Source organism: Acidiferrobacter sp. (assembly GCF_054609335.1).
Genome location: NZ_JBTRWP010000021.1, coordinates 1 through 24783, shown reverse-complemented (window position 1 = coordinate 24783; position 24783 = coordinate 1). Strand labels below are relative to the sequence as shown.

Here is a 24783-nt window from a genome sequence, read left to right as displayed (position 1 = left end):
TATGGGAGATGGTGGTATGGCAATCAGAGTCGCGATCAACGGCTATGGGCGTATCGGACGCAATGTCTTGCGGGCGCTTTATGAGTCGGGACGGAACAAGGAGATCGAGATCGTCGCGATCAACGATCTCGGAAACGCCGAGACCAATGCGCATCTCACGCAGTACGACACGGTTCACGGCCGCTTTCAGGGCAAGGTGTCAGTCGATGGCGACTACATGATCGTCAACGGCGACAAGATTCGCGTGGTATCCAACCGCGATCCGGCGCAGCTTCCCTGGAAGGATCTCGGGATCGATGTCGTGCATGAATGCACGGGTTTTTTCACGACCAAGGAGAAGGCCTCCGCGCATCTGAAGGCCGGCGCGAAAAAGGTCATCATCTCGGCCCCCGGTGGCAAGGATGTGGACGCGACTATCGTTTATGGCGTGAACCACGGCGTACTGAAGGCCTCAGATACCGTAATTTCCAATGCCTCCTGCACCACGAACTGCTTGGCACCGCTCGTAAAGCCCCTGCACGAGAAGATCGGCATCAAGCACGGCCTCATGACGACTGTGCATTCCTATACGAACGACCAAGTCTTGACGGACGTCTATCATAGCGACCTGCGCCGGGCGCGCTCGGCGACACAGTCTATGATCCCGACCAAGACCGGCGCCGCCGCTGCGGTGGGCCTTGTCTTGCCGGATCTGAACGGCAAGCTCGATGGCTTCGCGGTGCGTGTGCCGACCATCAATGTCTCGCTCGTCGATCTCACCTTTACTGCTGCGCGCAAGACGACCAAGGAAGAGATCCACGCCATCATGAAGGCGGCCTCCGAGGGTGAGCTGAAGGGAATCCTGAACTATAACGCCAAGCCGCTCGTGTCGATGGACTTCAACCACGATCCCGCTTCGTCGACCTACGAAGAGAGCCTCACGAAGGTCATGGAGGGGGACCTCGTCAAAGTTCTCGCGTGGTATGACAACGAGTGGGGCTTCTCTAACCGGATGCTGGACACGACTGTGGCCTTGATGAAGGCGCGCTAAAGGCGTCGAGGGACCAATATGACGATACGGAAGATGGTCGATCTCGACCTCGCCGGCAAGCGGGTCTTGATCCGAGAGGATTTGAATGTCCCGTTGAAGGACGGCGGGGTGGGCGACGATACGCGTATCCGCGCGAGTCTCCCGACGATCATGGAGGCCAGTCGCAAGGGCGGGCGGGTCATGCTGATGTCGCATCTGGGCCGTCCCGAGGAGGGCGTGCCCGACGACAAGTACTCGCTTGCGCCGGTCGCCCATCATCTGGGCAAGCTCCTCGGTAAGCCCGTGCGGCTTGTTGCCGACTGGCTGAACGGCGTGTCCGGGATGAAGGACGGGGACGTCGTGCTCTGCGAAAACGTCCGCTTCAACAAGGGCGAGAAGAAGAACAACGACGATTTAGCACGTAAGATGGCGGCGCTCTGCGATGTGTTCGTCATGGATGCCTTCGGTACCGCGCACCGCGCTCAGGCCTCGACACATGGGGTGGCGAAGTACGCGCCGATCGCCTGCGCCGGCCCCTTGCTGGCCGCGGAACTCGACGCTTTAGGACGCGCCCTCCACAATCCCAAGCGTCCCATGGTCGCGATTGTGGGCGGCTCTAAAGTGTCAACCAAACTCGTGGTTCTGGAGAGCCTGTCGAAGCGCGTCGACCAATTGATCGTGGGCGGAGGTATCGCTAACACCTTCATGGCGGCTGCGGGTCTGCCGATTGGCAAGTCGCTGTCCGAGCCGGATCTGATCGATACGGCCAAGCGTCTCATACACGAGACCAATGCCCGCGGGGCGTCGATCCCGATCCCAGTGGACGCGGTCTGCGGCAAGGAGTTTGCGCCAGACGCCAAAGCGACCCTGAAGGACGCCAAGGACGTGGTGGCGGACGACATGATTTTTGATGTGGGCCCAAAGACTATCGCGCTTTTCGCCGATACCTTGAGAAAGGCGGGCACCATAGTCTGGAACGGGCCTGTCGGCGTCTTCGAGTTCGATCAGTTCGGGGATGGTACCCGCGCCTTGGCTCAGGCCATAGCGGAGAGCGAGGCGTTTTCGATCGCAGGCGGCGGCGATACGCTGGCGGCGGTCGCCAAGTACGGGGTTGCCGACAAGATTAGTTATATATCGACAGGCGGCGGCGCTTTCCTCGAGTTTCTCGAGGGTAAGGTGCTGCCAGCCGTCGCGATACTCGAAGAGCGGGGCGCTGGATCTTGATGCGGCATCCTAGGTGTGACACGGTCTGCGACAGGCAGGGGAGTAAGGTAGAGGTGATGAAGGGCAAGCGTTTCGAGGCGGCGACGGCGAACAGCGTCGCTGCGTCTTGAGTCATGCAGCGCAGAACAAAGATCGTAGCAACACTTGGTCCTGCCACGGACGATCCCAAGGTCCTCGATAAACTGATCGAGGCCGGCGTGGATGTCGTGCGTCTCAATTTTTCACACGATCTCCCGGAGGTCCATAGGCGGCGCGCCGAGCTCGTCCGCGACCGGGCGCAGGCCCACGGGCGGCAGATCGGTGTCATCGCCGACATGCAGGGCCCGAAGATCCGCATCGGGCGTTTCAAGGGCAAGCGCGTGCAGCTCGAGGAAGGGCAGCGCTTCGTGATCGATGCGGACATGCCTTTGGATGCGGGCGATGCGACGCGTGTGGGGCTCACCTACAAGGCGCTTCCCAAGGATGTCTCGCGGGGAGCGACGCTCCTTCTGGACGACGGACGTATCGTCCTCTGGGTCGATGAGGTAAGTGGCGGCGAGATCGTCTGCCGCGTCGTGGTCGGAGGGGAGCTGTCCGACAACAAGGGCGTGAACCGCCAAGGCGGCGGTCTGTCGGCCCACGCACTGACCGACAAGGATCGGGAGGACATCAAGTGGGCGGCGCAGATCCAGGCTGACTATGTCGCGATCTCCTTCCCGCGCAATGCCAAAGATATTGAAGAGGCTCGTGCGCTGCTGCGTGCCGCAGGCGGTATGGGCGGGATTGTCGCCAAGATCGAGCGCGCAGAGGCGGTCGAGGCGGTTGAGGAGATCATCCGCGTGTCGGATGCCGTCATGATCGCGCGGGGCGATCTCGGCGTCGAGATAGGCGACGCGGCCTTGCCGCCCGTTCAGAAACGCATCATCCGCCTGGCGCGCAAAATGAATCGGGTGGTCATTACGGCCACGCAGATGATGGAATCGATGATCGAAAACGCGATTCCGACGCGCGCCGAGGTATCCGACGTCGCCAACGCCGTTCTGGATGGAACCGACGCAGTTATGTTGTCGGCGGAAACCGCCACCGGCAAGCATCCGGTGGCCGCCGTCGCGGCCATGGACCGCGTCTGCCGGGAGGCCGAGAAGGAGGATGAGGCGGTCTTTTCCATGCACCGCATGTCCACTCATTTCGAGCGGGTCGACGAGGCGATCGCGATGGCTGTGATGTATAGCGCGAATCACCTGCCGGTGCGGGCCATAGCGGCCCTCACCGAATCCGGGTCCACGCCTCTTTGGATGTCGCGCATCAGTTCGGCCGTGCCCATATACGCCTTGACGCCGCATGTGGAAACCCGTAGAAAGGTGACCCTCTATCGTGGCGTCTATCCCGTGGGATTTTCCCTGACCTCCGCGGATCCCGCGCGCATCATGGCCGAAGCCATCGACGAATTGCGTAGGCGTGGCGCAGTTCGGGACGGCGATCTCGTCATCCTGAGCATCGGCGAGCCGCTTGCGAAACCCGGCGGTACAAACACCCTGAAGATCGTGCGCGCTGGCGATTTCGGACCCATCGATTGAACTCGTTCCACAAGGAATCTTAAGGAGAAGACTATGTCCCTGGTATCTCTGCGCCAACTACTGGATCATGCGGCGGAGCACGGCTACGGTGTTCCCGCTTTCAACGTCAACAATATGGAGCAAATTCAGTCCATCATGCAGGCCGCGTACGAGGTCGACAGCCCTGTGATCGTGCAGGCCTCGGCGGGGGCACGCAGCTATGCCGGCGAGCCGTTCTTGCGCCACCTCATTCTGGCAGCGATCGAGCAATATCCGCATATTCCGATCGTGATGCATCAGGACCACGGGGCGAGCCCCGCCATCTGCCAGCGCTCCATACGCTCGGGCTTTAGCTCGGTCATGATGGATGGATCGCTGAAGGATGACATGAAAACCCCCTCCAGCTATGAATACAACGTCGAGGTGACGAGCCGAGTCGTCGACATGGCGCACGCGGTGGGTGTGTCGGTGGAAGGCGAGCTCGGTTGCCTAGGGTCGCTCGAGTCCGGCATGGCCGGCGAGGAAGATGGTTCGGGGGCCGAGGGTAAGTTGTCGCACGACCAGTTGCTGACCGATCCCGAGCAGGCCGCGGATTTTGTGAAGAAGACTAAAGTGGACGCGCTCGCGATCGCCATCGGCACGAGCCACGGGGCGTATAAGTTCTCGCGGCCGCCGACAGGCGACATCCTCGCGATTGAGCGCGTAAAAGAAATCCACAAGCGGATCCCCGACACGCACCTCGTCATGCACGGCTCCTCGTCCGTTCCCCAGGAATGGCTGAAGATCATCCATGAGTTCGGTGGGGATATCGGAGAGACCTATGGCGTGCCGGTGAAGGAGATTCAGGAAGGCATCAAGCACGGCGTGCGCAAGGTCAATATCGACACCGACCTCCGGCTTGCCATAACGGGCGCGATCCGCCGGAATTTGGCGAAGAACCCCAAGAACTTCGATCCTCGGAAGTTCATGAAGGATTCCGTTCAGGCCGGCAAGGACATCTGCAAGGCTCGTTATGAGGCGTTTGGCTCTGCCGGTCAGGCGTCCAAGATCCGCGTCGTCGATCTTGAAGATATGACCAAGCGCTACACGAAGGGTGAGTTGAACCCGCGCGTGAATTAGACCTCGAATAAACTCTGTTCGAGCAAGGCCTCGTCGGTCATGGGACCGCCGGGGCCTTTTTCTTTGGGTGCGAGCCTCGTGTGCCGCCGCGCGTGGCCCCGGCAAGGGGCTCGGGGCTGCGCGCGCAAGCGCGGTGCATCGCCGGTAAGGGGCGGCTCTGTCGCGCGGACGCTCTTTCGTGGCATACTCAATGACTCTCAGGTCAGCTGGGGAGGCGCCATGGCCTTCGATCCCAGGACACGCGTCCCGATCCGGACCCTGCCAAAGACGATAGACGCGGCATGCTATAACCGGGTGTCTCTCGCGCTTACCCGTCTCGGCGAGCCCTTGGATGTGGAGATCGCGCCGTTGCGGATCGCTGTCCGCGTGGAGCGTAAGGTGTGGGCCGCATGGTCTCTCGTCAACGACATCCCGCTCATGGCGTGGGTCGAGTTTCATGTGGGCGAGCGCGGGCTGCACGAGCCCGTTCCCTGCCAGGTGCGCCTCTATCATTTTCATGCAGGTCTTTTGATGGGGCATACCCCCCAGCTGCTCGCCAACGCGCTCGATGAACGCTTGGGACGACAGCGCCGTAGCCAGCCGCGGGCTGCTGTCACGGCGCTCGTGAGGCGCTCGTGAGGCGCGAGGGCTCGAGTCTGCCCTTACGGGGCGTGAGCGAACGACAGACGGAATAACGATAAGGAGAAGTGCGCATGTTAGAAGAAGGGCAGGTGGCTTACGGGTTCGATGTGGAAGTGACGGGATCTTTCGAGGCAGTCCGTGGACGGGTCGTCGATGCGCTCAAGGGGCAGGGCTTCGGTGTGCTCACGGAGATCGACGTGAGTGCCACCCTCAAGGCGAAGCTCGGCAAGGACATGCCGCGCTACAACATCCTCGGGGCCTGTAATCCCGTGCTTGCGGAAAAGGCCATCTCCATGGAACCCGATATCGGGCTCCTGTTGCCTTGCAACGTGGTCGTGAGTGAGACGCCCAAGGGCGCGATCAAGGTGGCCTTTATGGACCCGGTCTCGGTCTTGGCGCTTGTGAACAACGCGGGAGTTACCGAGGTCGGTTGGCAGGTGCGCGCCAAGCTCGAGGCCGTGCGCGATTCTCTGACGACGACATCTCCTTAAGCGGGCGCTGCGCCGGGGCGTCAGGTCTAAGGTTAGCAAGGCGGCGGCCGGGCTCCTTGTCAGGTGTCCTTCTGGGGCTACGCCGCTTTGGCGCGACGTTCGCAAGGGAACCGAGTCGAGATCAGGCCCTGGTGCTTGGGTGCCCGTTTAAAGCCGGAGAGATCCGGCCAAAGAGGTCGTGGGCGTCGGTCGAGACGATCTCGCAGTCCACGAAATCTCCGGGCCGCGTCTTACCCCCGGAGACATGCACCAGCCCGTCGATGTCGGGCGCCTCGGCGTACGTACGCCCCACGGCGCCCGCCGCCGTCTTCTCGTCGATCAAGACCCGATAGGTCCGGCCGATCCGTGCCCGCAGGCGCTCTTCGCTCACGCGCGCCTGGAGCGTCATGAGTCGTTCCAGACGCTCGTCTTTGACGGCCTCCGGAACTGGGTCTGCCAGCGCGTTGGCCGCCGCGCCCTCCACGGGCGAATAGGCGAAGGCCCCGAGCCGATCGATGCCGGCCTCTTCGACAAATGCAAGTAAGGTCTCGAATTCAGCATCGGTCTCGCCTGGGAAGCCTACGATAAAGGTGCTGCGCAGGACGAGATCCGGCCGTGCCGCTCGCCATGTCTTGACGCAGGCACTTGGATGCGCCCGCCCCGCCGGTCTGCGCATCGCAGTCAGGACGCGCGGGTGGGCGTGTTGAAAGGGGACGTCGAGGTAGGGCAGGACGCCGTCGATCTCGAAGAGCGGAAGGACCGCTTCGACACTCTTGTAGGGATAGACGTAGTGCAGCCGGACCCAAACCCCGAGGCGGGCGAGTTCCGTAACAAGTCCCGGAAACGACATCTTGACCGGGCGACCGCTCACGAAAGCCACCTGGTGTTTTTGGTCGGACCCAAAGGCGCTCGTGTCCTGCGATACGATGAGCAGCTCCTTCACGCCGGCGCGCACGAGGCGTTCCGCCTCGCCCATGACGTCTCCGAGCGGGCGGCTCACGAGGCGGCCGCGCAGCGAGGGAATGATGCAGAACCTGCAGCTGTGGTTACAGCCCTCGGAGATCTTGAGGTAAGCATAGTGCCGGGGCGTGAGTTTGATGCCTTGGGGCGGGACCAGATCCAGAAAGGGGTCGTGGGGCTTGGGGAGGTGGGTGTGCACGGCCGCCATCACCGCCGCGTCGTCGTGCGGTCCAGTCACCGCCAACACCTCCGGGTAGTGTGCCCGGATGACATCCGCCTTCGCGCCCAAGCAGCCCGTCACGATCACGCGGCCGTTATCCTTCATCGCCTCGCCTATGGCGTCGAGCGACTCTTCAACAGCTGCGTCTATGAAGCCGCAAGTGTTGATGATCACGAGGTCGGCGTCCTGGTAGGAGGCCGCCGTATCGTAGCCCTCGCTGCGCAGTCTGGTCAGGATCTGTTCGGAGTCGACTAGCGCCTTGGGGCAGCCTAGGCTCACAAAGCCGACCTGAGGGTTCGTGGGTGACGGACGCGCCATGGAAGAGTCCCGAGAAAACGGATTATGCTAACAGAACCGAGGCCCGCTCAGTTGGCCCCGACCAGGGCCACGAAGATGGTGATAAGTCCGAGCACCATGTTGATCGCCACCAGTTGCCGGATCTGCGCGAGCGCGTGGCCGGCCTTGACGAAGTCACCGCTCTCGACCCCGCGGCGCAGACGCCGGTAGGGGGCGAAAAAGACATGGAGGTAGAGCAGGACCATGAGGATTCCGAGCCCCTGCATGACGTTGACGTACATGGGTAGGGCCGCCATGGCCCCGAAACGCATGATCGCCACGATGTAACCGGTCAGAGGCACTATGAGGACGGCGCCCCACACCCATGGGAAAAAGCCCCCGAAGGTGCGTGCCCACAGGGAGAGCCGCTGCTGGGTCTCGAGGGGTTGGGCGGCGGGCCGCAAGATCATGTACGCGAAGAACATGCCTCCGACCCAGATAACGGCGAGCAGTCCGTGGAGCGCAATCAGGTAGGACATGATAAGAGATCGCCTCAGGTTAAACCCCCCTCTCATACGCAAGTCGGCGGTCCCTGTCAATTGGCGCTGCGCCCTGGCTGCCGTTCTTGAGGGGGCGAGCGGCCAGGGCATGCGCTCGCTCAGGCGCCCCTATGGCGCCCGACGTGTGGCCCGGGCGCCATAGGGGTGTTCACCGCGTGTTCCGGCTCCCCCACTGCGCGTCCCTTGTCACCATACTGTCATGGTTGCGCCAAACGCAGGTCATATGCAGGCCCCACTCTAGGCGCTCTACGGAGGACTGACGATGACCATTCACTACCTGATTCACCTCGCGAACTACTCGGACGGCGTGCTCTATCTCATGGTCGTCATCCTGACGGTCGCTTTGGCCGTCATCATCGATCGTTCGTGGTATCTGCGGCGCACCCTGCTCGAGGGCAATGGGCTCGTCGAGAAGTTCGGGGCCTGCAAAGAGACGACCCGCGCCCAACTGTCGGCCCTCGCTGCCCAGGCCCCGGGCCTTCCGGAGTCGGTTCTCCTGGATATCGCGGCCCGTCACTGGGGGGTGACGAATGGAACCCAGTTGGCGAATCGTCTGGACGAGGCCACTCTGCGTCTGGCCCCGGCCCTGGACAAGCGGCTCTGGATGCTCGATACCATTGTGACTTTGGCCCCGCTGCTTGGACTTTTCGGGACCATTGTGGGCATGTTCCATGCATTCTCGGTGCTGTCGCAGCCCGGCCACCCGCCGGCCGCCGTGACCGGCGGCATCGCCGATGCCTTGGTCGCCACGGCGTCCGGCTTATTTGTGGCCATGACCGGCCTGCTCGCCTTCAATGGCCTGAACAACAAGGTCCGTGTCGTCCTGCATCAGCTCGATATCGTAAAGACCATGCTCTTAAACCGCATGGATGGCGCCCCGGTTTTGATCGTGACGGATGACGAGTCGGTCGCGGGCCGCGGGGCGCCACGTTCGGCGATGGCGAAATCGTCATGAAGATGAGCTATTTCGAGACCAAGAAGGGGCGCATCGAGCTCATTCCCATGATCGACGTTATGTTCTTCTTGTTGATCTTTTTTATGATCCTGACGTTGCGCATGATTCCGGACCAGGGATTGGGGCTCGCCTTGCCGCAGGCGAGCCGTGCGAAGACCCTACCCCGGCCGCAGGTCTTGATCAGCTTGACGGCCAATGGCGCCATCCATGTCCAAGGGCATGTGGTGCGTCGGGCGGCGCTTGCGCAACTGCTGGCGCGGCAGGCAGGCGGCCGGCGTCCCGATGTCACCATAGCCGCATCCAAGGCCCTGCCCTTTCAGGACTTCGTCGCGGTCATGAACATCGCTCGCAAGGCCGGCGTGGCGAATATAGGCATAGCCGCGCACAGATCTTGAGGGTCACGAGGACGACTTTATGAACGCTTCCCTGCTGTCGCCCGCCCGGGCAGACGCCCCGGCCCGGTCTTCCTTTGGGCGCGCTGCACTGGCGGCGATCGCCCTCGAAGGCCTGCTACTGGGCGCATGGTTAATCGTGTTGCCGGCGCACCCCCCTAAGACCCTGGGGCTGCATCGCAAGCCCATGGCCGTGCATTTCGTGACCTTGCCGGCACCGCCGCGGGTCGTGCCGAAACCCCCGCCGCCGCAGGTGGTGCCCAAGCCGCGGCCGGTCGTGCACCAAAGGCCCCATCCCATGCCTAAGCCCAAGCCGCGGCCGCCGGTCGTGCATCGGCGTCCGGTTCCCTTGGCCGTGCCGGTCAAGAAGCAGCCGCCTCCCCCCAAACCCGTGCGTCGCGTGCCGACACCTGTGCCGCCGCCCGCGCCTGCCGTGGCGGCGCAGGCCGTGGATCGCTATGCGGTGATGTTGCGGACGCGTATACAGAGGGGCCTGGTCGTGCCTCCTCGGGTCACGGCGCTCGGCTTGTCGGGTAAGGCGCTCGTGGCCTTTGAGTTGACCCCGAGCGGTCGCTTGTTATGGGTGCGGATCGTGCGCTCGAGCGGCATAGGTCTTGTGAATCGTGCGGCGCGGGCCGCGGTTCGCAGCCGTCGCTATCCGCCCTTCACAAAGAACATGCCCCACCATGCGACGGTGTTCCGCGTGCGGGTCGGCTTGAACGACCGGCATCACGGCGGTTTTTAACGCTTAAGGCGGTGGGCACAGCGCCTGTGCCGCCGCGCGGTCCAGCCAGAACTCGACGGGCGCCTGCGCGAGGAGACGAGCGAGCGGGGTGTCGGCGTGCGGGGCGAGACTTGCCCGCAAGGCGTCCGCTTTGTGGGTCCCCTCGGCCAAGAGGATGCGCCGGCGCGCGGCCACGAGGGCCGGCAAGGTCAGGGTGATGCGAGCCTGGCGCTCCGGCGTCGCCTCCACTGCTTGCGCGAGTTTTGTCGTGATGAGCGGGGCGCCTGGGAACAGCGAGGCGATGTGGCCGTCGGCCCCCACGCCCAGCAAGACGATGTCGAGATCGCGACCTGCGCCCGCTGCCCGCTGGAGGATATCCTCGTAGGCATAGGCGGCAGCTTGCGCGCCGAGCTCGCCCGGGATGCGATGGATGAGGGCACCGGGTGGGGCCTGAGAGAGCCAAGGCAGGTAGGCGAGACGGTAATTGCTGGCGCTGTCCTGCGGGCCTACCGCACGTTCGTCGCTGAAGAAGATTTCGAGCGCTTGCCAGGGCAGCGTGGCGGCGCGCCGCCCGAGCTCTTCATAGAGGCGGCGCGGGGTGGACCCTCCCGAGAGCGCGATCCGCAAGGGGCGCGCATGGGCCCAGGCGGCCTGGGCTTCGACGATGAGGCGGTCGGCAAGCGCTTGGGCCAGGCTGTCGGCGTCATCGGCGACAGTGAAGATCATGATGACGGCACCGGAGGATCCAGGGGATGCCACGCCCGGCCGTCGGCGCGTATGAGCGCATCGGCGCCGTGGGGCCCATCACTGCCCGAGGCGTAGTTGGGGAAGTCTGTGGCTGGGTGTTCAGCCCAGACGTTCAAGATGGGTGTCACAAAACGCCACGCCTCTTCCACTGAGTCGCGTCGAGCGAAGAGCGCCGCATAGCCGCGCATGGCATCGGTCAGAAGCCGTTCATAGGCGAGCGGCATCTCGCCATCGTAATGGTTTCCATAGGCAAAGCGCATGCGCGCGTAATCCACGTGAGCCTCGTTGCCGGGGGCCTTGATGCCAAAGCCCAGGCTGATGCCCTCGTAGGGCTGGATGCGCAGCACGAGGCGGTTCGGCTCGATGCGGGAGCAGACCTCGTCCTGCCCAAACAGGCAGAAGGGGATCTGGCGGAATTGGATCACGACCTCGGTCGAGGAGTGCCGTAGACCCTTGCCCGTCCGGATATAGAAAGGCACGCCTTGCCAGCGCCAATTGTCGACGAACACGCGCAGTGCGACATAGGTCGGGACCGTGGATTGGGGGTCGACCCCAGGTTCTTCGCGGTAGGCCTTGAGGGCGCCGTCCGGGCTCTGACCGTATTGGCCGCGCGCGGTGGCCGTCAGGATATCGCCCGGATCGACAAGCCGCCTAAGCGCCCGGAATACCTCGCTCTTCTTATCACGTACGGCGTCGGCGTCGAACGTTAACGGCGGCTCCATGGCGATCAGGCTCAAGACCTGCAGGAGGTGATTTTGCACCATGTCCCGCAGCACACCGCTCTCCTCGTAGTAGCCACCGCGCCCCTCGATACCCAGGGTTTCGGCCGCCGTGATCTGCACATGGTCGATGTGGATGCGGTTCCAGAGGGGCTCGAATATGGCATTGGCGAACCGAAAGACCAGGATATTCTGCACCGTCTCCTTGCCAAGGTAATGGTCTATCCGATAGACCTGGTCTTCCCGAAACACAGTCGAAATCTCGTCATTCAGGGCAATGGCGCTGTCTAGATCCCGACCAAAGGGCTTTTCGACGATGAGCCGCGTAAACGGCCGGTCATCCACCTTGTTGATCATCTCCGCGCCATTGAGCTGTCTGACGAGCAGGGGGTAGCTGCTCGGCAGTGTGGCTAGGTAGAAGATGCGGTTGCCTTCGGTGGCATGACGGTGATCGATCTCGCGCAGCGACATATTCAGGCGCTGGAACAGGGTCTGATCCGTGAAGTGGCCGGCCTCGTAGTAGAGGCAGCCGGCGAAGTCGCGCCATTCTTCGTCGCTCGGCGGGGTCGCGCAGAAGCTGGCGCAGGCCTCGCGCATGAGCGCCCGGAACTGGTCATGGGACAAGGGTTTGCGGCTGGCCCCCAGGATGGCGAAGCCTTTGGGGAGCAAGCCCTTGGCGTGGAGCCGGAAGAGCGCGGGCACGAGCTTGCGCCGCGCCAAGTCGCCTGTGGCTCCAAATATGAGGAGTACGCATGGTTGCGGTGCTTCTGTCATCACTCGACCTCTGCCTGGGACTCGAAGCGCGCATCTAAAGCGCCCGATCCGGGTTCATGGTAACGGGGAGGCCGCTTGCGCAAGCGGGTCCTCCGGGGGTTTTGCCGCGATCCCTGGGGTGGCGCGCGGGCGGCCCCAGGGATCGCCTGGCCGGCTCGGCTCGGGGATTCGGGCGCCCACTAGGAAAACCATAGGCGAGCCCTCACGCTGAGTCGAGCGCCGCGGCAGGTGCTGCAAATCGACGCGCTATCGGGTACATTGCCGACTTTAGCTTTGGGGCCATTCATGCGCGACTTCAAGATTGCACCATCGATTCTTTCGGCTGACTTCGCTAGGCTCGGCGAGGAGGTCCATACCGTGCTCGCCGCGGGCGCGGACATGGTCCACTTCGATGTCATGGACAACCATTATGTACCCAACCTGACGATAGGGCCGCTTGTTTGCGAGGCGCTGCGCAAGAATGGGGTGCAGGCGGATATCGACGTGCACCTCATGGTGAAGCCCGTCGATCGCCTCGTTCCGGACTTTGTGAAGGCCGGCGCGACTTATATTACGTTCCACCCGGAGGCGAGCGAGCACGTCGATCGGACCCTGGGCTTGATCAAGGACAGCGGTTGCCGATGCGGCCTTGTGTTCAATCCCGCGACACCGCTCTCTTATCTCGATTACGTGATGGACAAGGTCGACATGATCCTCATTATGTCCGTCAACCCGGGCTTCGGCGGCCAGAGCTTCATCCGCTCCGCCCTCGACAAGCTGCGCGCCGCGCGCAAGCTGATCGATGCGAGCGGCCGGCCGATCCGCCTCGAGATCGATGGCGGCGTGAAAATCGACAATATACGCGAGATCGCCGCGGCGGGGGCCGATACCTTCGTGGCCGGGTCCGCGATCTTCGGAACCTCGGATTACCGAGCCACCATCCAGAAGATGCGCGAGGAGCTCTCCAAGGCATGACCACCTTCCTTACGGCGGGGCTCCTGTTTGATCTGGACGGTACCTTGGTGGATACGGCGCCGGATCTAGCTTTGGCGGCCAACCACATGTTGCAGACGCTCGGGCGCCCGCCTGAGGATGAGGCGACGGTCGCCAGTTGGATCGGCGACGGCGTCCCCCGGCTCATCAAGCGGGCCCTCACGGGGGAGCGGTTCGGGGAACCGGATCCGGTGCTTTTCGAGGAGGCGCAGGCGCTCTACGGCGATTATTACGAGGCGCATGTGGCGGATCGCAGCCTCCTGTACCCAGGCGTGGCGCAGACCCTGGCGGCCCTCAGGGCCGATGGCTTCCGCATGGCCTGCGTGACCAACAAGGCGGGACGTTTCACGAGACCGCTCTTGAGGGCCTTGGGGATTGCCGCGTTTTTCGATGTCATCTTGAGCGGTGACGAGGTTGCGCGCGTGAAGCCTGATCCCTTGCCGCTTGTGGTGGCCTGCGAGCGCCTCGGCGTGGCGCGCGACGGGGTCGCACTGATCGGGGACTCGGGCAACGACATGCGCGCGGCGAAGGCCGCCGAGATACCCGCGGTCGCGGTGGCTTACGGTTACCATCACGGCGTCGACTTGACGGCCTTGGGCGCGGCAGCGATTACGCCGACCTTTGCCGACATCCGTAATTTCTTCCGCTTCGAGGGGCGCTTCCTGCTCTCGAAGGCCATGCCATGACGCGCCTTGGCCGTCGATGGCGCCTTGAGGGAACCATGATGAACCCGGACCCCTTGAGGAATAGACGTCATGCCAGAAAAGCGCAGTTTGACATTTGATGCGGTAGGCGGCCGCTTCGTCCCCGTCATCCGCGAGGTCTTGGCCGACCTCGATACCCCCTTGAGCTGTTACCTGAAGCTTGCCCAGGGGCCGTACTCCTATTTGCTGGAATCCGTGCACGGGGGCGAGAAGTGGGGGCGTTACTCGTTAATCGGACTGCCGGCGCGGATTTGTGTGCGCCTGTTCGGACGCGACGTCACAGTCGAGCGCGACGGGCTTGTCGTCGAGCGCGGACAGACTGACGACATCCTCACGACCATCAGGGCCTTCAAGTCCCGCTTTCAGGTCGCGTCGGATCCGGCGCTGCCTAAGTTCCACGGCGGTCTGGTCGGATATTTCGGGTACGAGACTGTGCGCCACATCGAGCCGACCCTGGGCGAAAACTCGAAGCCCGATGAGATCGGGGGACCAGATACGCTGTTTCTTCTGAGCGAGGAGGTGGTGATTTTTGACAACCTGCGCGGCACCTTGTCGCTCGTGGTGCATGTCGATGAGGCCGCGGGGGCCGAGGGCCGCGCCCAGGCCTTGCGTCGCCTGGACGAGCTTGAAGGCATCCTGCGCGAGCCGCTCGAGGCCCCGATGTTCCTGCCCGCGTCAGCCGAGCCGGTTTGCGAAGGCGATTTTGTGTCGGGATTCACGAAAGCGGGTTTCGAGGCGGCGGTTGGGCGCTCGCGCGAATACATCGCGGCCGGCGACATCATGCAGGTCGCGCTGTCGCAAAGATTGTCGGCGAAGGCGGCCTTTACGCCGCTCGATCTCTATCGGGCGTTGCGCCGCGTCAACCCATCCCCTTACATGTACCTCATCGACCTTGGCGACTTCCATGTCGTCGGGTCCTCGCCCGAAATCCTGGCGAAGTTGGAGGACCGTGAGGTGGCGGTGCGGCCGATCGCGGGCACCCGTCCGCGCAGCCAGGATGAGCGGCGGGATGCGGCCTTGGCCGCCGAGTTGCTCGCTGATCCCAAGGAGCGGGCCGAGCACGTGATGCTTGTGGACCTCGGTCGCAACGATGTGGGACGGGTGGCGGAGACGGGGAGTGTGGCCGTCACCGACCAGATGACCATTGAGCGCTACTCGCACGTCATGCATCTGGTGTCGCACGTCACAGGGCGTCTGCGCCCGGGTCTCGATGCCTTCGACGTGTTGCGCGCGACATTCCCAGCGGGCACCCTCACCGGCGCCCCCAAGGTGCGCGCCATGGAGATCATCGACGAACTGGAGCCTGTCAAGCGCGGACTCTATGCGGGCGCCGTGGGTTATGTGGGATGGAACGGCAATATGGATATGGCGATCGCGATCCGCACGGCCGTCCTGCGCAACGGTCGGTTGTTTTTGCAGGTTGGCGCGGGGATCGTTGCGGATTCGGTCCCTGAGCGCGAGTGGGAAGAGACCATGAACAAGGCGCGGGCCATGATCAAGGCCGCGGAGCTTGCGGCGTCCGGCTTCGGGCCGCGCGACAAGACCCACGAGTCCACGAACACGACGCCGCGAGCGACCGACCGATGATCCTTATGATCGACTGGCGTCCCTCCGCCTTAAAGGGCCGCGCGGCCCCCTGACGGCGGGGTGGGCCGCGCGCCGGGTCAGGGCGCGGGATCGTGGTCCATTGAGACCTTGCCGGTCTCTACTCCTGCGCCGGCATCGTTTGCCGATAACTGTCGGGCAGCATGATTTGATGATCCACGCTATAGAGATAGTCGCGGAACACGTGGGCCGCATCCAACATCTCATAGGATCCATCCGGCAATCGGCGTGTGGCGTCCTTCAGCCGATACGTGTAGTGCCCGCAGGTCCAGCAATCGTAGTTGCGCATGTGGGTACATAGGCAGGTCTTGTCCGGCACGGATATGTGTTCGACGTCGCGATGTTTGTCGACCTCGCGGTTATAGGCGTCTATGTAGGCGCAATGACCCGATGCATCTAGCAGATAGCCGTACGCCTCGCAGTTGGGGCGAATACCAGCGCCGATGGAGGGGCTATTGCTGAGCATGCGCATGGGATAGCCCGTGGGGGAGGTCAGGTTGACCTCGATGTCTTCTTCTCGGGCCTTGAAGTACTCCTGTTTCACCTTGTCCGGCAGGCCACACTCTTTGGTGACCGTAAAGCGTGTCGCGACCTGCACCGCGGCCGCCCCCGCTTCCAGGAATTCCACAGCGTCGGTGCCTGTGAAGATGCCGCCGGCTGGGATCAGTGGGATAGCCAACCCTTTCTCGCCGAGATACCGGTGAACCTCGCCTACGATCGTCTTCAGGTCGTACTGCGCCCAGTCCAAGCCAAAACCGAGATGCCCGCCCGCCAGCGGGCCCTCAACGATGATGTAATCCGGCAGGCGGTTTAGGCGCACGCTCTTATGCAGGAACAGCACCAGTGCCCGTAGCGAGGAAATGATGATGCCGAACTTCACGTCACGAAAGCGTGGGTGATCCGCTACCAGCGCGAGCGAGCCCAGATGTAGCCCTGCGCTCAGCGTGATGCCGTCGATGCCCCCGTCCATCGCCGCGGATAGTCGCACGCGCAGTGTCTCGCGCGGGCTGCCCATGGTCAGTTTTTCCATGCAATTGATAAAGATCAGGCCTTCACCCTGTCGCGCCTCCATGGTGCGGCCTACATGCAGCTTGGTGGCCTCGGCCAGTCGTTCGAGATCGAACTTCACGTCCGACTTGTCCTGGTTTAGGACGTTGTACTTGTACTTTTTCTGTTTTTCCCTCACAAACCGGGTCTTGAAGCGCCGGTCGGACACGGTCGGCACCATGGCATCGGAAATGTGTCCAATTCCGCCCAGGCGCGCTGCGGTGAGTGATAGCTCCGCGGTGGAGATATCGACGCCCATTCCGCCGGTCATGATGGGTATCAGCTCCTTCGTGCCGATCCGCCATCGGAAATCATCAACACACTTCATTTGTGCTCCAAGCCACCGGGATGTAATAGTAGGGGACAAGCGTATCGGCAAGCGCGGCAAAGAGCTTCCTTTGCCCGTCGCCACCGGGCGGTTGTTGCCGGTGATCTATGCGCGCCCGCTTCCAGCATACCGCTTTACTCCCGATAGCCCGGCCGCTCCCTTGCCATGGAGTGCCGGCGGTCAATGAGATAGTGCGCGCCGATCGCAGTGGCCGCGAATCGACGGGCCCATGGCGGATCGACCTCAATCCGTCCCCTCGCGCTGACTCGGGACGAGGTCGTCGATCCCAAAGTGTACGCACAATTCATTGTACACCCCAAGCATGAGCGCCTCTCTGGCGTCACGATCAATGATACCCCTTCGTCCCTACGGGACCAGGACCCGCTGCGCAATCCGCCTCCGGGTTCGGTCCCGGCGTCCCCTCGGGCCGCTGCGCCCGGGGTTTTGCGAGGGAGGCGCCCGGCTCTTAACCCCCGGCGCGCCGGGCCCGTCCCACTGCCGCCCGCCGATCCGGCTTGCGGCCTTCCGGGATGGTGCCCCCGCGTCAACTTTGGCCCTTGGCGCCAAAAGACCCCCTGCCGCGACGAAACGAGGCCCGATCGGGGCCCAAAGACGCCGCTTGGCCTCTGCGTTGCGCAAGGAGCCCACCGCCGGGCCTTGGCCTGCCGAAGGGGGACGAGATTCCGGTGCCCCTAAAGCCCTCTGCGCCGCCAATTGATCGACGAAGTGCCCGTGCGTCTGGCACAATGCCGGAGTTTTCGCGTAGTGCCAGCGAACCACGAGATCATCGAAAGGCCTGATGGGCATCGGATTCCGTGGTCGCCACATAAGCGCATGTTTGACAAGGAGATAGAGCGCCTTTGTTGCTGATGATCGACAACTACGATTCGTTCACCTACAACCTCGTGCAGTACTTGGGCGAGCTCGGTCAGGAGGTGCGGGTGGCGCGCAACGACCAGATCACCCTAGACGAGATTGAGCGCCTGGCGCCAGAGCGCATCGTCATATCGCCGGGGCCTTGTACGCCGAATGAGGCGGGTATCTCCCTTGACCTCATTATGCGCTTTGGCGAACACATCCCTTTGCTGGGCGTTTGTCTTGGTCATCAGAGTATAGGGCAGGCCTTCGGCGGCCGTGTGGTGCGCGCCGGACGGGTGATGCACGGCAAGACCTCGGCCATTGTGCATAAGGGGGAAGGCGTCTTCCGCGGCCTGCCCAACCCCTTCACGGCGACCCGCTACCATTCGCTCGTGGTGGCCCAAGATGATCTCCCGGAGTGTTTGGAGGTCACAGCCGTAAGCGAGGACGACGGCGAGATCATGGGGTTGCGCCACAAGTGGTGGCCGGTGGAGGGTGTGCAGTTCCATCCGGAGTCGATTCTAAGCGAACACGGCCACACCCTTCTCGAAAATTTCCTGCGCGGCGAGCGGTCGTGAGTGGTCTCACTCACGCGCTTGCGCGTTTGGCTGCGGGCCACGATCTGGCCGCAGGCGAGATGCGGGAGGCCTTATCGATCGTCATGAGCGGCGCCGCGACGCCGGCCCAGATCGGCGCCTTCCTCATGGGGCTACGAGTCAAGGGTGAGACCGTCGAGGAGATTGTAGCCGCCGCCCAAGTCATGCGCGATCTGTCGACATCGGTGGCGGTGACCGACACCGACCACTTGATTGACACCTGCGGCACCGGGGGTGACGGGGCATCGACATTCAATATCTCGACCGCTACCGCCCTCGTGTGTGCCTGCGCGGGCGCCCGGGTGGCCAAGCATGGCAACCGTTCGGTCTCGAGCCGCTCGGGGAGCGCCGATGTGCTCGAGGCGGCGGGTGCCAACCTCGCCCTTACCCCCGAGCAGGTGGCTCTTTGCATCAACCAGGTGGGCGTTGGTTTCCTTTTCGCGCCGCGCCATCACGAGGCGATGCGTCATGCCGCGGCGGCCCGCAAGGAGCTCGGCGTGCGCACCCTCTTCAATCTTCTGGGGCCGCTCACCAATCCCGCGCGCGCCCGCCGCCAGCTTGTGGGTGTCTTCTCCGAGGCGCTGCTTGGGCCGTTCGCGGAGGCGCTCGCGGGGCTAGGCGCCTGTCACGCGCTGGTCGTGCACTCCGATGATGGCCTCGACGAGATCAGTCCGGCGGCGCCGACCGAGGTGTGCGAAATGCAGGACGGCCGGCTCCGTCGCTATCGGGTGACGCCCGGCGACTTCGGATTCCCCTCCGGGGACCTGGGTGCGCTCAAGGTTGAGTCGGCGAGCGAAAGCCTCCGTATCCTTGAGCGCGTGCTCGCGGGCGGCGACGCGGGTCCGGCCATGGTCGCAGTCGCCCTGAACGCGGGGGCGGCCTTGTATGTGGCGGGTATCGCCACCGATATGCGGACCGGAGTGGTGCGTGCGCGGGAGCTCCTCGCCCAAGGTCTGCCGGCGGCCAAGTTGCGCGAGTTCGCGGCCTTCACGCAGAACTTCGCATGAACGAGGTGCTGGCACGTATTTTGGCCGACAAGCGTGAGGAGGTGGGCCGCGCACGCACGCACCGGTCCCTCGCTGATCTCGAAAGCGAGATCCGCGCGCAGACGCCGGCGCGGGGCTTCATTGATGCCTTGAGCCGTGCGGTCGCATCGGGACGGCCCGCTGTGATCGCGGAGATGAAGCGTGCCTCGCCCAGTCGCGGCGTGTTGCGGGCGAACCTGGAGCCGGCGGCGGTGGCGCGCGCCTATGAGCGCGCCGGGGCGGCGGCACTTTCCGTCTTGACCGACGAGGGCTATTTTGGGGCCCGTCCAGACGATCTTGCGCAAGCGCGCGCGGCATGCGCCCTGCCTGTGTTGCGCAAGGATTTCATGATCGACAGTTATCAGATCGCCGAGTCGCGCGCGATGGGTGCCGATTGTGTCCTTTTGATCGCCGCCGCCCTGGATGATGGCGCGCTACATGAACTGTTCGCGGCCTCGCGGGCCTATGGCTTGGATGCCTTGATCGAGGTGCATGACGCCCCCGAGCTCGAGCGCGCGCTTACACTCCCAGGCGGGCTGCTTGGTATCAACAATCGCGATTTGCGGACGTTCTTTACAAGCATAGATCGGACGCTGGAGTTGGTAGGATTTGTGCCGCCGGGACGTCTTGTAGTGACGGAGAGCGGGATTCTCGGACCAAGCGAGGTCGCGCGCCTGAAAGACGCCGGACTAAGGGGATTTCTTGTAGGTGAGGCCTTCATGGTCGCGCCCGACCCCGGCGCGAGGCTTGGTGAATTGTTCGAGGGGTGGGCGCATGAAGGCAGTCGTTGAGTGGGATGGTGAGGTCGCCTTTACGGGGACCACGGAGAGTGGACATCGAGTTGCGATGGATGGGCCGCCAGATCATGGGGGGCGCAATCTCGGTCCGCGACCCACGGAGCTGGTCCTGCTCGGCATGGGCGGCTGCACCTCCTTCGATGTGGTGCATATCCTGCGCAAGGGGCGCGCCGATGTGCGCGGCTGCACGGCGCGTCTAGAGGCTGAGCGCGCCGAGGAGGACCCGAAGGTCTTCACCCGCGTGCATGTGCACTTTGTGGTCAGTGGTCGCGACCTCAAGGAGGCTTCCGTGGAGCGCGCCATCCGTCTGTCCGCGGAGAAGTACTGTTCGGTCTCCATCATGCTCGGTAAGACCGCCGAAATCAGTCATTCGTTCGAGATCGTGGATGTCGAGTAACGGTGCCCGCTCGGGCGCTCTTGGGCGCCTGCATCTCAATCATGTGGCGCTCGTGTGTGCCGATATCGAGGCCTGCGAGGCGTTTTATGAAGGCGTGCTCGGTCTTGCGGTCGTCTGGCGTCCGGACCCCGATAATGTCTACCTGTCCTCGGGGACCGACAATCTTGCCCTCCATAGGGGCACGCCACAGTCGGGTGGCGCCCTCGATCATATCGGTTTTTCGGTCGCGACCCCGGATGAGGTTGATGCTTGGCATGAGCGGTTGCAGGTGGCAGCGGTGCCGATCGCGGCTGCGCCGCGTACGCACCGGGATGGATCGCGCAGTCTCTATTGCAAGGACCCCGGGGGGGTGCTGGTGCAGCTGATCTACCTTCCGCCGCAGGCCTTGCGTCCGGCCGCGGGGCGAGTCTCCGACCGCTAGATCCAGAAGGCGGTCTTGGTCATGACCCGCGCCGCAAGCCGCATCGCAAGTCGTGCTGGCAGCGGCAGCGGGCGCCCCCCGGCCTCCATGGCCGAGGTCGCATGGCGTGCCTCATCGGCCGCCATGTGCTCGATGATGGCCCGGGTCTTCTGGTCGGCGACCGAAAGCCGCCCGAGGTGGCCTTGCAGGTGTTCGACGACCTGGCGTTCGGTCTCGGCGACGAAGCCCAGGCTCAACTTGTCCCCGAACAGAGCGGTGGCCGCCCCGATGGTGAACGCCCCCGCATACCACACGGGCGTAAGGTAGCTGCGGTGCGTCTTCAATTCCTTGATGCGCGCCCCGGTCCAATGGAGATGCAAAAGCTCCTCGCGGCCGGCCGCCCGCATGGTCGCGTGAGTCTTGGGGTCGCGTGCGCACAGGGCATGCCCTTGATAGAGCGCCTGGGCCGCGACCTCGCCGGCGTGGTTCACTCGCATAAGGCGCCCGCCCAAGACGCGATCTTCCGCCGACAAGTCCTCTTGTTCGCGGGGGACGGTCTCCGGGTAGGAGTCTGCGGGGGGTGCCACCAGCATGGCCTTCAGGCCCTGGTCGAGCTGATCTACGATGCGATCGGCAAGCGTGAACATTCTCATGGACCCCACTTTAACATGCGTTGGGCGATGGCGGGAGTTGTTGGTCCAGGACCAAGAGGGGATGCAAGACCGGCAGCGCACACTCCGCCTGGGCGAGCTGCGCGGATAGGTGCAAGGCGCATCCGATGTTGGCCGACACGATGATATCGGCGCCGCTTGCGGCCGCCGCCGCGGCCTTGGTGGCGGCCAGGGCCTGCGCGCGCTTAGGTTCCCGCAGGAAATAGTCGCCGGCCGCCCCGCAGCAGGTTCCGTTGCCCGGCAACTCGATGATCCGGACCCCGGGGATGCGCTTCAGGAGTTCGTATACGAAGCGCTCACCCTTCAGGGCGTTGCGCAAGGAACAGGGGTCGTGCACGGCGATGGTCCGCGGCCAAGGTCGGAGCTTCAGGCGGTCGAGGTCGGTTTTTTCGACAAGATAGCGATGGATGTCGAATACCTCCGGGAACCGGGCGAAGGTGTCCGGGTCGTAGTCTCGCAGTTCCGCGGCGCAGCCGGAGGCGATGGCTACGAGCGCCGGGGCCGGGCCCCTGAAGGCGCGCAGATTGCGTAGGGCTTGGCGATGGGCTCGATCGGCGAGTCCGGCATGGGCGGCGAGCGCCCCGCAACAGCCCTGGTCGCGGGGGATATGGACGCGTTGGCCGCTTGCCTGCAGGACACGGATCGCCGCGTTCAGGGTGGCCCGATCGAGGTCAGCCGTGCATCCGAGAAAGAGCGCCACATCGGCGTGATCCGCCTCTTCGGTCGGGGCGAGAGGCGGGCGTGGCCGCGCGGGTAGTCCGCGCAGCGCCGTGGCCTGAGGCCCTCGCCGCGTGTGGGGCCAGGGCAGCCGTGAGATGAGGCGCGCGGCGGCGTAAGTGGTGGCGATCGCCCCGGGGAGATCGACTGAGCGTATCAGCGTGCGGCGTAGCCACGCGCGCCACGATGTGGCGCCTTCCCGGGCGAGAAGGGCGCGGCCTTCTTTCAGGATCGTGGCGTACTCCACGCGGCTTGGGCAGACCGATTCGCAGGCCAGGCAGCCGAGGCAGCGGTCGATATGGGCGACGACGGTGGGCGTGGCCTTCAAGACGCCCTCGGCCGTCGCCCGCAGCAGGGCGATTCGCCCGCGGGGTGATTCGTTTTCGTTTAGACTGTCGCTATAGGTGGGGCAGTGGGGCAGGCATAGGCCGCAGGCCACACAGCGATCGGCGGCGGCCCGCAGGGCAGCGGCGCGCGCGGGTATGGCCTTGTCGTTCGATTGATCATTACCCGAAGGCGGCATGGAGGACCTCTTGTACTATAAACGGCACGTCTTTTTCTGCACCAATGAGCGATCCGACGGTCGGCGCTGCTGTCAGCAGCAGGACGCGCGCGCTTTGCGTGATTATGCGAAACAACGCATCAAGGCGCTGGGTCTTGCCGGCCGGGAGGGTGTGCGCATCAATACCGCAGGCTGCATGGATCGTTGCGAGGAAGGGCCGGTCCTGGTCATCTATCCGGAGGGCGTATGGTACACCTACGTGGATCAGGAGGATATTGACGAGATCCTGGAGCAGCACGTCATCGGTGGCAAACCGGTGTTGCGTCTACGGCTCGACCCGGACGAATAATCGGCGGGGGTGGGGAACCAAGCCTCACCCCCGCAGTCTCAGTAAGCAAGACGGAAAACGTCCCCTTGACAAGCAGGGGACCATATTAGATAATAATTATATGCTTCTTTCAGATCGGGCCCACCAAGCCCGATCTGTGTACCGGCTCCTCCATCCTCCTAGTGGTGGTTCAAGGCGTGGTTAACCCCACGCCTTCTTTTTTTCTCCCCCCTATATACCACAAACAGCGACCGGGTCAACCGCCAGAGGCACGCGAAACGTTGACAGCGCGTCCGCTCCTCCGTACCATGCGGCCCTTCGTACTCTTCGCCTCGGAACAATTTCCATGACGACCTTCACGGCTAAGTCAGAGACAGTAAGGCGCGACTGGTTTGTCGTCGACGCCACGGATCATGTATTGGGGCGACTCGCGACCGAGATCGCCCGTCGTCTGCGGGGCAAGCACAAGCCCGAGTTCACGCCGCATGTGGATACCGGCGACTATATCGTCGTGGTGAATGCGGAAAAGGTCCAGGTGACCGGCCGCAAGGCCCAGAACAAGCTCTACCACAGCTACTCGGGGTATCAGAGCGGACTGAAGACCCACACCTTCACGGAAATGAAGCAGCGCGCGCCCGAAGAGGTGATCGAGGCGGCGGTGCGCGGCATGCTGCCCAAGGGGCCGCTCGGGCGCCAGATGCTGCGTAAGTTGAAGGTTTTTGCGGGCACTACCCATGAGCACGCGGCGCAACAACCCAAGCCGCTCGAATTGAGAAAGGTATAAGGAAGCGATATGGCCGAAGCCAAGCATTACGGGACGGGACGGCGCAAGTCCGCCAATGCGCGTGTGTACTTGAGCCGTGGAAAGGGCGCGTTTTTGGTCAACAACCGGCCCGTCGACGAGTATTTCGGGCGCGAGACCTCGCGGACTCTGGTGCGCCAGCCATTCGCGGTCACCGAGACCGAGAATCAATTTGATGTCCGTGTGAATGTGCGCGGCGGCGGCCCAAGCGGTCAGGCCGGTGCCGTGCTGCATGGCATCTCGCGCGCCTTGCTCGCCTATGACGAATCGCTGCGTTCGACTTTGCGCCGCGCCGGCTTCCTTACGCGCGATGCGCGCGAGGTGGAGCGCAAGAAGGTGGGTCTCCACAAGGCCCGCAAGCGGCCGCAGTACTCGAAGCGGTAAAGACATCCCTCTTGGGGGATCGTCTAGTGGTAGGACAGCGGACTCTGACTCCGTTAACCGAGGTTCGAATCCTCGTCCCCCAGCCAATCCCGTGACGGGCCTAGGTAGTCGCCTAGGCCCACGTTGTGTGACGAGAGGCGGAATCGCCTCCAGATACAAGGCGATTTCGCCTCCAACGCTCGTTTTCTTTTCAGGCGCAGGCGTCGTGCTCCGCTCCTCACCCCCGTTACTATGTTCCTGCCTCTACAATAGAGGTACGGCCAGTCCGGCCCGGCATGATTGCTACCCCCAGTCGACCATGATCCGGGGGGTGTTGTCACCGGGTCGGGCAGGCAGTCAGTCATC

General features: G+C 63.6%; 27 protein-coding genes and 1 tRNA gene. 21 read left to right on the top strand and 7 right to left on the bottom strand.

Annotation, left to right across the window (positions count from 1 at the left end; translation table 11 throughout):
- Positions 1–16: 16 nt before the first annotated feature.
- The 6 genes from gap to ACYCTF_RS07335 all read left to right on the top strand — a co-directional run bounded on the left by gap (position 17) and on the right by ACYCTF_RS07335 (position 5999).
- Positions 17–1030 (top strand): type I glyceraldehyde-3-phosphate dehydrogenase, encoded by a 1014-nt coding sequence (gene gap, locus ACYCTF_RS07360; RefSeq protein WP_461283140.1) that lies wholly within the window; start codon positions 17–19, stop codon positions 1028–1030.
- 18 nt (positions 1031–1048) lie between these two features.
- Entirely contained in the window at positions 1049–2233 is a 1185-nt protein-coding gene (locus tag ACYCTF_RS07355) for a phosphoglycerate kinase (protein ID WP_461283139.1), read from the top strand.
- A gap of 113 nt (positions 2234–2346) precedes the next feature.
- Positions 2347–3789, top strand: a complete 1443-nt coding sequence (gene pyk, locus ACYCTF_RS07350; RefSeq protein WP_461283138.1) for a pyruvate kinase — start codon at positions 2347–2349, stop codon at positions 3787–3789.
- 33 nt (positions 3790–3822) lie between these two features.
- Entirely contained in the window at positions 3823–4887 is a 1065-nt protein-coding gene (gene fba / locus ACYCTF_RS07345) for a class II fructose-bisphosphate aldolase (RefSeq protein ID WP_461283137.1), read from the top strand.
- Positions 4888–5106: 219 nt separating this feature from the next.
- Positions 5107–5505 carry a hypothetical protein gene (locus ACYCTF_RS07340; RefSeq protein ID WP_461283136.1) on the top strand — a complete coding sequence of 133 codons (399 nt, stop codon included), beginning with the start codon at positions 5107–5109 and terminating at the stop codon, positions 5503–5505.
- A 74-nt stretch (positions 5506–5579) separates the two neighbouring features.
- Positions 5580–5999, top strand: coding sequence for a DUF302 domain-containing protein (locus ACYCTF_RS07335; RefSeq protein WP_461283135.1), 420 nt, complete (start codon positions 5580–5582; stop codon positions 5997–5999).
- A gap of 121 nt (positions 6000–6120) precedes the next feature.
- Here ACYCTF_RS07335 and rimO read toward each other — a convergent pair whose 3' ends face one another.
- Together rimO and ACYCTF_RS07325 are read right to left on the bottom strand one after the other, a co-directional pair.
- Complete coding sequence (rimO, locus tag ACYCTF_RS07330; RefSeq protein WP_461283134.1) at positions 6121–7476, bottom strand: 30S ribosomal protein S12 methylthiotransferase RimO; 1356 nt, start codon at positions 7474–7476, stop codon at positions 6121–6123.
- Positions 7477–7523: 47 nt separating this feature from the next.
- Positions 7524–7973 (bottom strand): CopD family protein, encoded by a 450-nt coding sequence (locus ACYCTF_RS07325; RefSeq protein WP_461283133.1) that lies wholly within the window; start codon positions 7971–7973, stop codon positions 7524–7526.
- A gap of 283 nt (positions 7974–8256) precedes the next feature.
- Here ACYCTF_RS07325 and ACYCTF_RS07320 point away from each other — a divergent pair, with 283 nt between their 5' ends.
- From ACYCTF_RS07320 to ACYCTF_RS07310, 3 genes are read left to right on the top strand one after another with little or no spacing between them, the layout of a single operon-like run.
- Entirely contained in the window at positions 8257–8949 is a 693-nt protein-coding gene (locus tag ACYCTF_RS07320; RefSeq protein ID WP_461283132.1) for a MotA/TolQ/ExbB proton channel family protein, read from the top strand.
- Positions 8946–9344, top strand: a complete 399-nt coding sequence (locus ACYCTF_RS07315) for an ExbD/TolR family protein (RefSeq protein ID WP_461283131.1) — start codon at positions 8946–8948, stop codon at positions 9342–9344. The genes ACYCTF_RS07320 and ACYCTF_RS07315 overlap by 4 nt, the downstream gene beginning before the upstream one ends.
- A gap of 19 nt (positions 9345–9363) precedes the next feature.
- Positions 9364–10086 carry an energy transducer TonB family protein gene (locus ACYCTF_RS07310; protein ID WP_461283130.1) on the top strand — a complete coding sequence of 241 codons (723 nt, stop codon included), beginning with the start codon at positions 9364–9366 and terminating at the stop codon, positions 10084–10086.
- 3 nt (positions 10087–10089) lie between these two features.
- Here the strand turns inward: ACYCTF_RS07310 and pgl are convergent, their stop codons facing one another.
- Positions 10090–10791, bottom strand: coding sequence for a 6-phosphogluconolactonase (pgl, locus tag ACYCTF_RS07305; protein WP_461283129.1), 702 nt, complete (start codon positions 10789–10791; stop codon positions 10090–10092).
- Positions 10788–12305, bottom strand: coding sequence for a glucose-6-phosphate dehydrogenase (gene zwf / locus ACYCTF_RS07300; RefSeq protein ID WP_461284761.1), 1518 nt, complete (start codon positions 12303–12305; stop codon positions 10788–10790). Before zwf ends, pgl begins: the two co-directional genes overlap by 4 nt.
- A gap of 285 nt (positions 12306–12590) precedes the next feature.
- Here zwf and rpe point away from each other — a divergent pair, with 285 nt between their 5' ends.
- The 3 genes from rpe (at position 12591) to trpE (ending at position 15568) form a co-directional block, all read left to right on the top strand.
- Positions 12591–13259 (top strand): ribulose-phosphate 3-epimerase, encoded by a 669-nt coding sequence (gene rpe / locus ACYCTF_RS07295; protein WP_461283127.1) that lies wholly within the window; start codon positions 12591–12593, stop codon positions 13257–13259.
- Positions 13256–13963 (top strand): phosphoglycolate phosphatase, encoded by a 708-nt coding sequence (locus ACYCTF_RS07290; protein WP_461283126.1) that lies wholly within the window; start codon positions 13256–13258, stop codon positions 13961–13963. The genes rpe and ACYCTF_RS07290 overlap by 4 nt, the downstream gene beginning before the upstream one ends.
- 69 nt (positions 13964–14032) lie before the next feature.
- A complete protein-coding gene (gene trpE, locus ACYCTF_RS07285) occupies positions 14033–15568 on the top strand; it encodes an anthranilate synthase component I (RefSeq protein WP_461283125.1) in 1536 nt (511 codons plus the stop codon).
- A 118-nt stretch (positions 15569–15686) separates the two neighbouring features.
- Here the strand turns inward: trpE and ACYCTF_RS07280 are convergent, their stop codons facing one another.
- Positions 15687–16961 carry a nitronate monooxygenase gene (locus ACYCTF_RS07280; protein ID WP_461283124.1) on the bottom strand — a complete coding sequence of 425 codons (1275 nt, stop codon included), beginning with the start codon at positions 16959–16961 and terminating at the stop codon, positions 15687–15689.
- A gap of 860 nt (positions 16962–17821) precedes the next feature.
- Here ACYCTF_RS07280 and ACYCTF_RS07275 point away from each other — a divergent pair.
- The 5 genes from ACYCTF_RS07275 to ACYCTF_RS07255 are packed head-to-tail and all read left to right on the top strand — an operon-like array spanning position 17822 to position 21055.
- On the top strand, positions 17822–18397 hold the full coding sequence (locus ACYCTF_RS07275) for an anthranilate synthase component II (protein WP_461283123.1): 576 nt from the start codon (positions 17822–17824) through the stop codon (positions 18395–18397).
- On the top strand, positions 18394–19422 hold the full coding sequence (gene trpD / locus ACYCTF_RS07270; RefSeq protein WP_461283122.1) for an anthranilate phosphoribosyltransferase: 1029 nt from the start codon (positions 18394–18396) through the stop codon (positions 19420–19422). The genes ACYCTF_RS07275 and trpD overlap by 4 nt, the downstream gene beginning before the upstream one ends.
- On the top strand, positions 19419–20231 hold the full coding sequence (gene trpC / locus ACYCTF_RS07265; protein WP_461283121.1) for an indole-3-glycerol phosphate synthase TrpC: 813 nt from the start codon (positions 19419–19421) through the stop codon (positions 20229–20231). The genes trpD and trpC overlap by 4 nt, the downstream gene beginning before the upstream one ends.
- Positions 20215–20634 carry an OsmC family protein gene (locus ACYCTF_RS07260; protein WP_461283120.1) on the top strand — a complete coding sequence of 140 codons (420 nt, stop codon included), beginning with the start codon at positions 20215–20217 and terminating at the stop codon, positions 20632–20634. The genes trpC and ACYCTF_RS07260 overlap by 17 nt, the downstream gene beginning before the upstream one ends.
- A complete protein-coding gene (locus ACYCTF_RS07255) occupies positions 20624–21055 on the top strand; it encodes a VOC family protein (RefSeq protein ID WP_461283119.1) in 432 nt (143 codons plus the stop codon). The genes ACYCTF_RS07260 and ACYCTF_RS07255 overlap by 11 nt, the downstream gene beginning before the upstream one ends.
- On the opposite strand, the gene coq7 is transcribed toward ACYCTF_RS07255, so the two are convergent.
- Positions 21052–21687 (bottom strand): 2-polyprenyl-3-methyl-6-methoxy-1,4-benzoquinone monooxygenase, encoded by a 636-nt coding sequence (gene coq7 / locus ACYCTF_RS07250; protein WP_461283118.1) that lies wholly within the window; start codon positions 21685–21687, stop codon positions 21052–21054. The two genes, ACYCTF_RS07255 and coq7, sit on opposite strands and share 4 nt — an antisense overlap.
- 10 nt (positions 21688–21697) lie before the next feature.
- Complete coding sequence (locus tag ACYCTF_RS07245) at positions 21698–22945, bottom strand: (Fe-S)-binding protein (RefSeq protein ID WP_461283117.1); 1248 nt, start codon at positions 22943–22945, stop codon at positions 21698–21700.
- Between ACYCTF_RS07245 and ACYCTF_RS07240 the strand changes: the two genes are divergently transcribed.
- The 4 genes from ACYCTF_RS07240 to ACYCTF_RS07225 all read left to right on the top strand — a co-directional run bounded on the left by ACYCTF_RS07240 (position 22944) and on the right by ACYCTF_RS07225 (position 24524).
- Positions 22944–23273, top strand: a complete 330-nt coding sequence (locus ACYCTF_RS07240) for a (2Fe-2S) ferredoxin domain-containing protein (protein ID WP_461283116.1) — start codon at positions 22944–22946, stop codon at positions 23271–23273. The two genes, ACYCTF_RS07245 and ACYCTF_RS07240, sit on opposite strands and share 2 nt — an antisense overlap.
- A gap of 325 nt (positions 23274–23598) precedes the next feature.
- Positions 23599–24036, top strand: a complete 438-nt coding sequence (gene rplM / locus ACYCTF_RS07235; RefSeq protein ID WP_461283115.1) for a 50S ribosomal protein L13 — start codon at positions 23599–23601, stop codon at positions 24034–24036.
- A gap of 9 nt (positions 24037–24045) precedes the next feature.
- Positions 24046–24438: a 30S ribosomal protein S9 gene (rpsI, locus tag ACYCTF_RS07230; protein WP_461283114.1), complete on the top strand. Its 393-nt coding sequence runs from the start codon at positions 24046–24048 to the stop codon at positions 24436–24438.
- A gap of 12 nt (positions 24439–24450) precedes the next feature.
- Positions 24451–24524: transfer RNA gene (locus ACYCTF_RS07225), tRNA-Gln, on the top strand.
- Positions 24525–24783 lie beyond the last annotated feature (259 nt).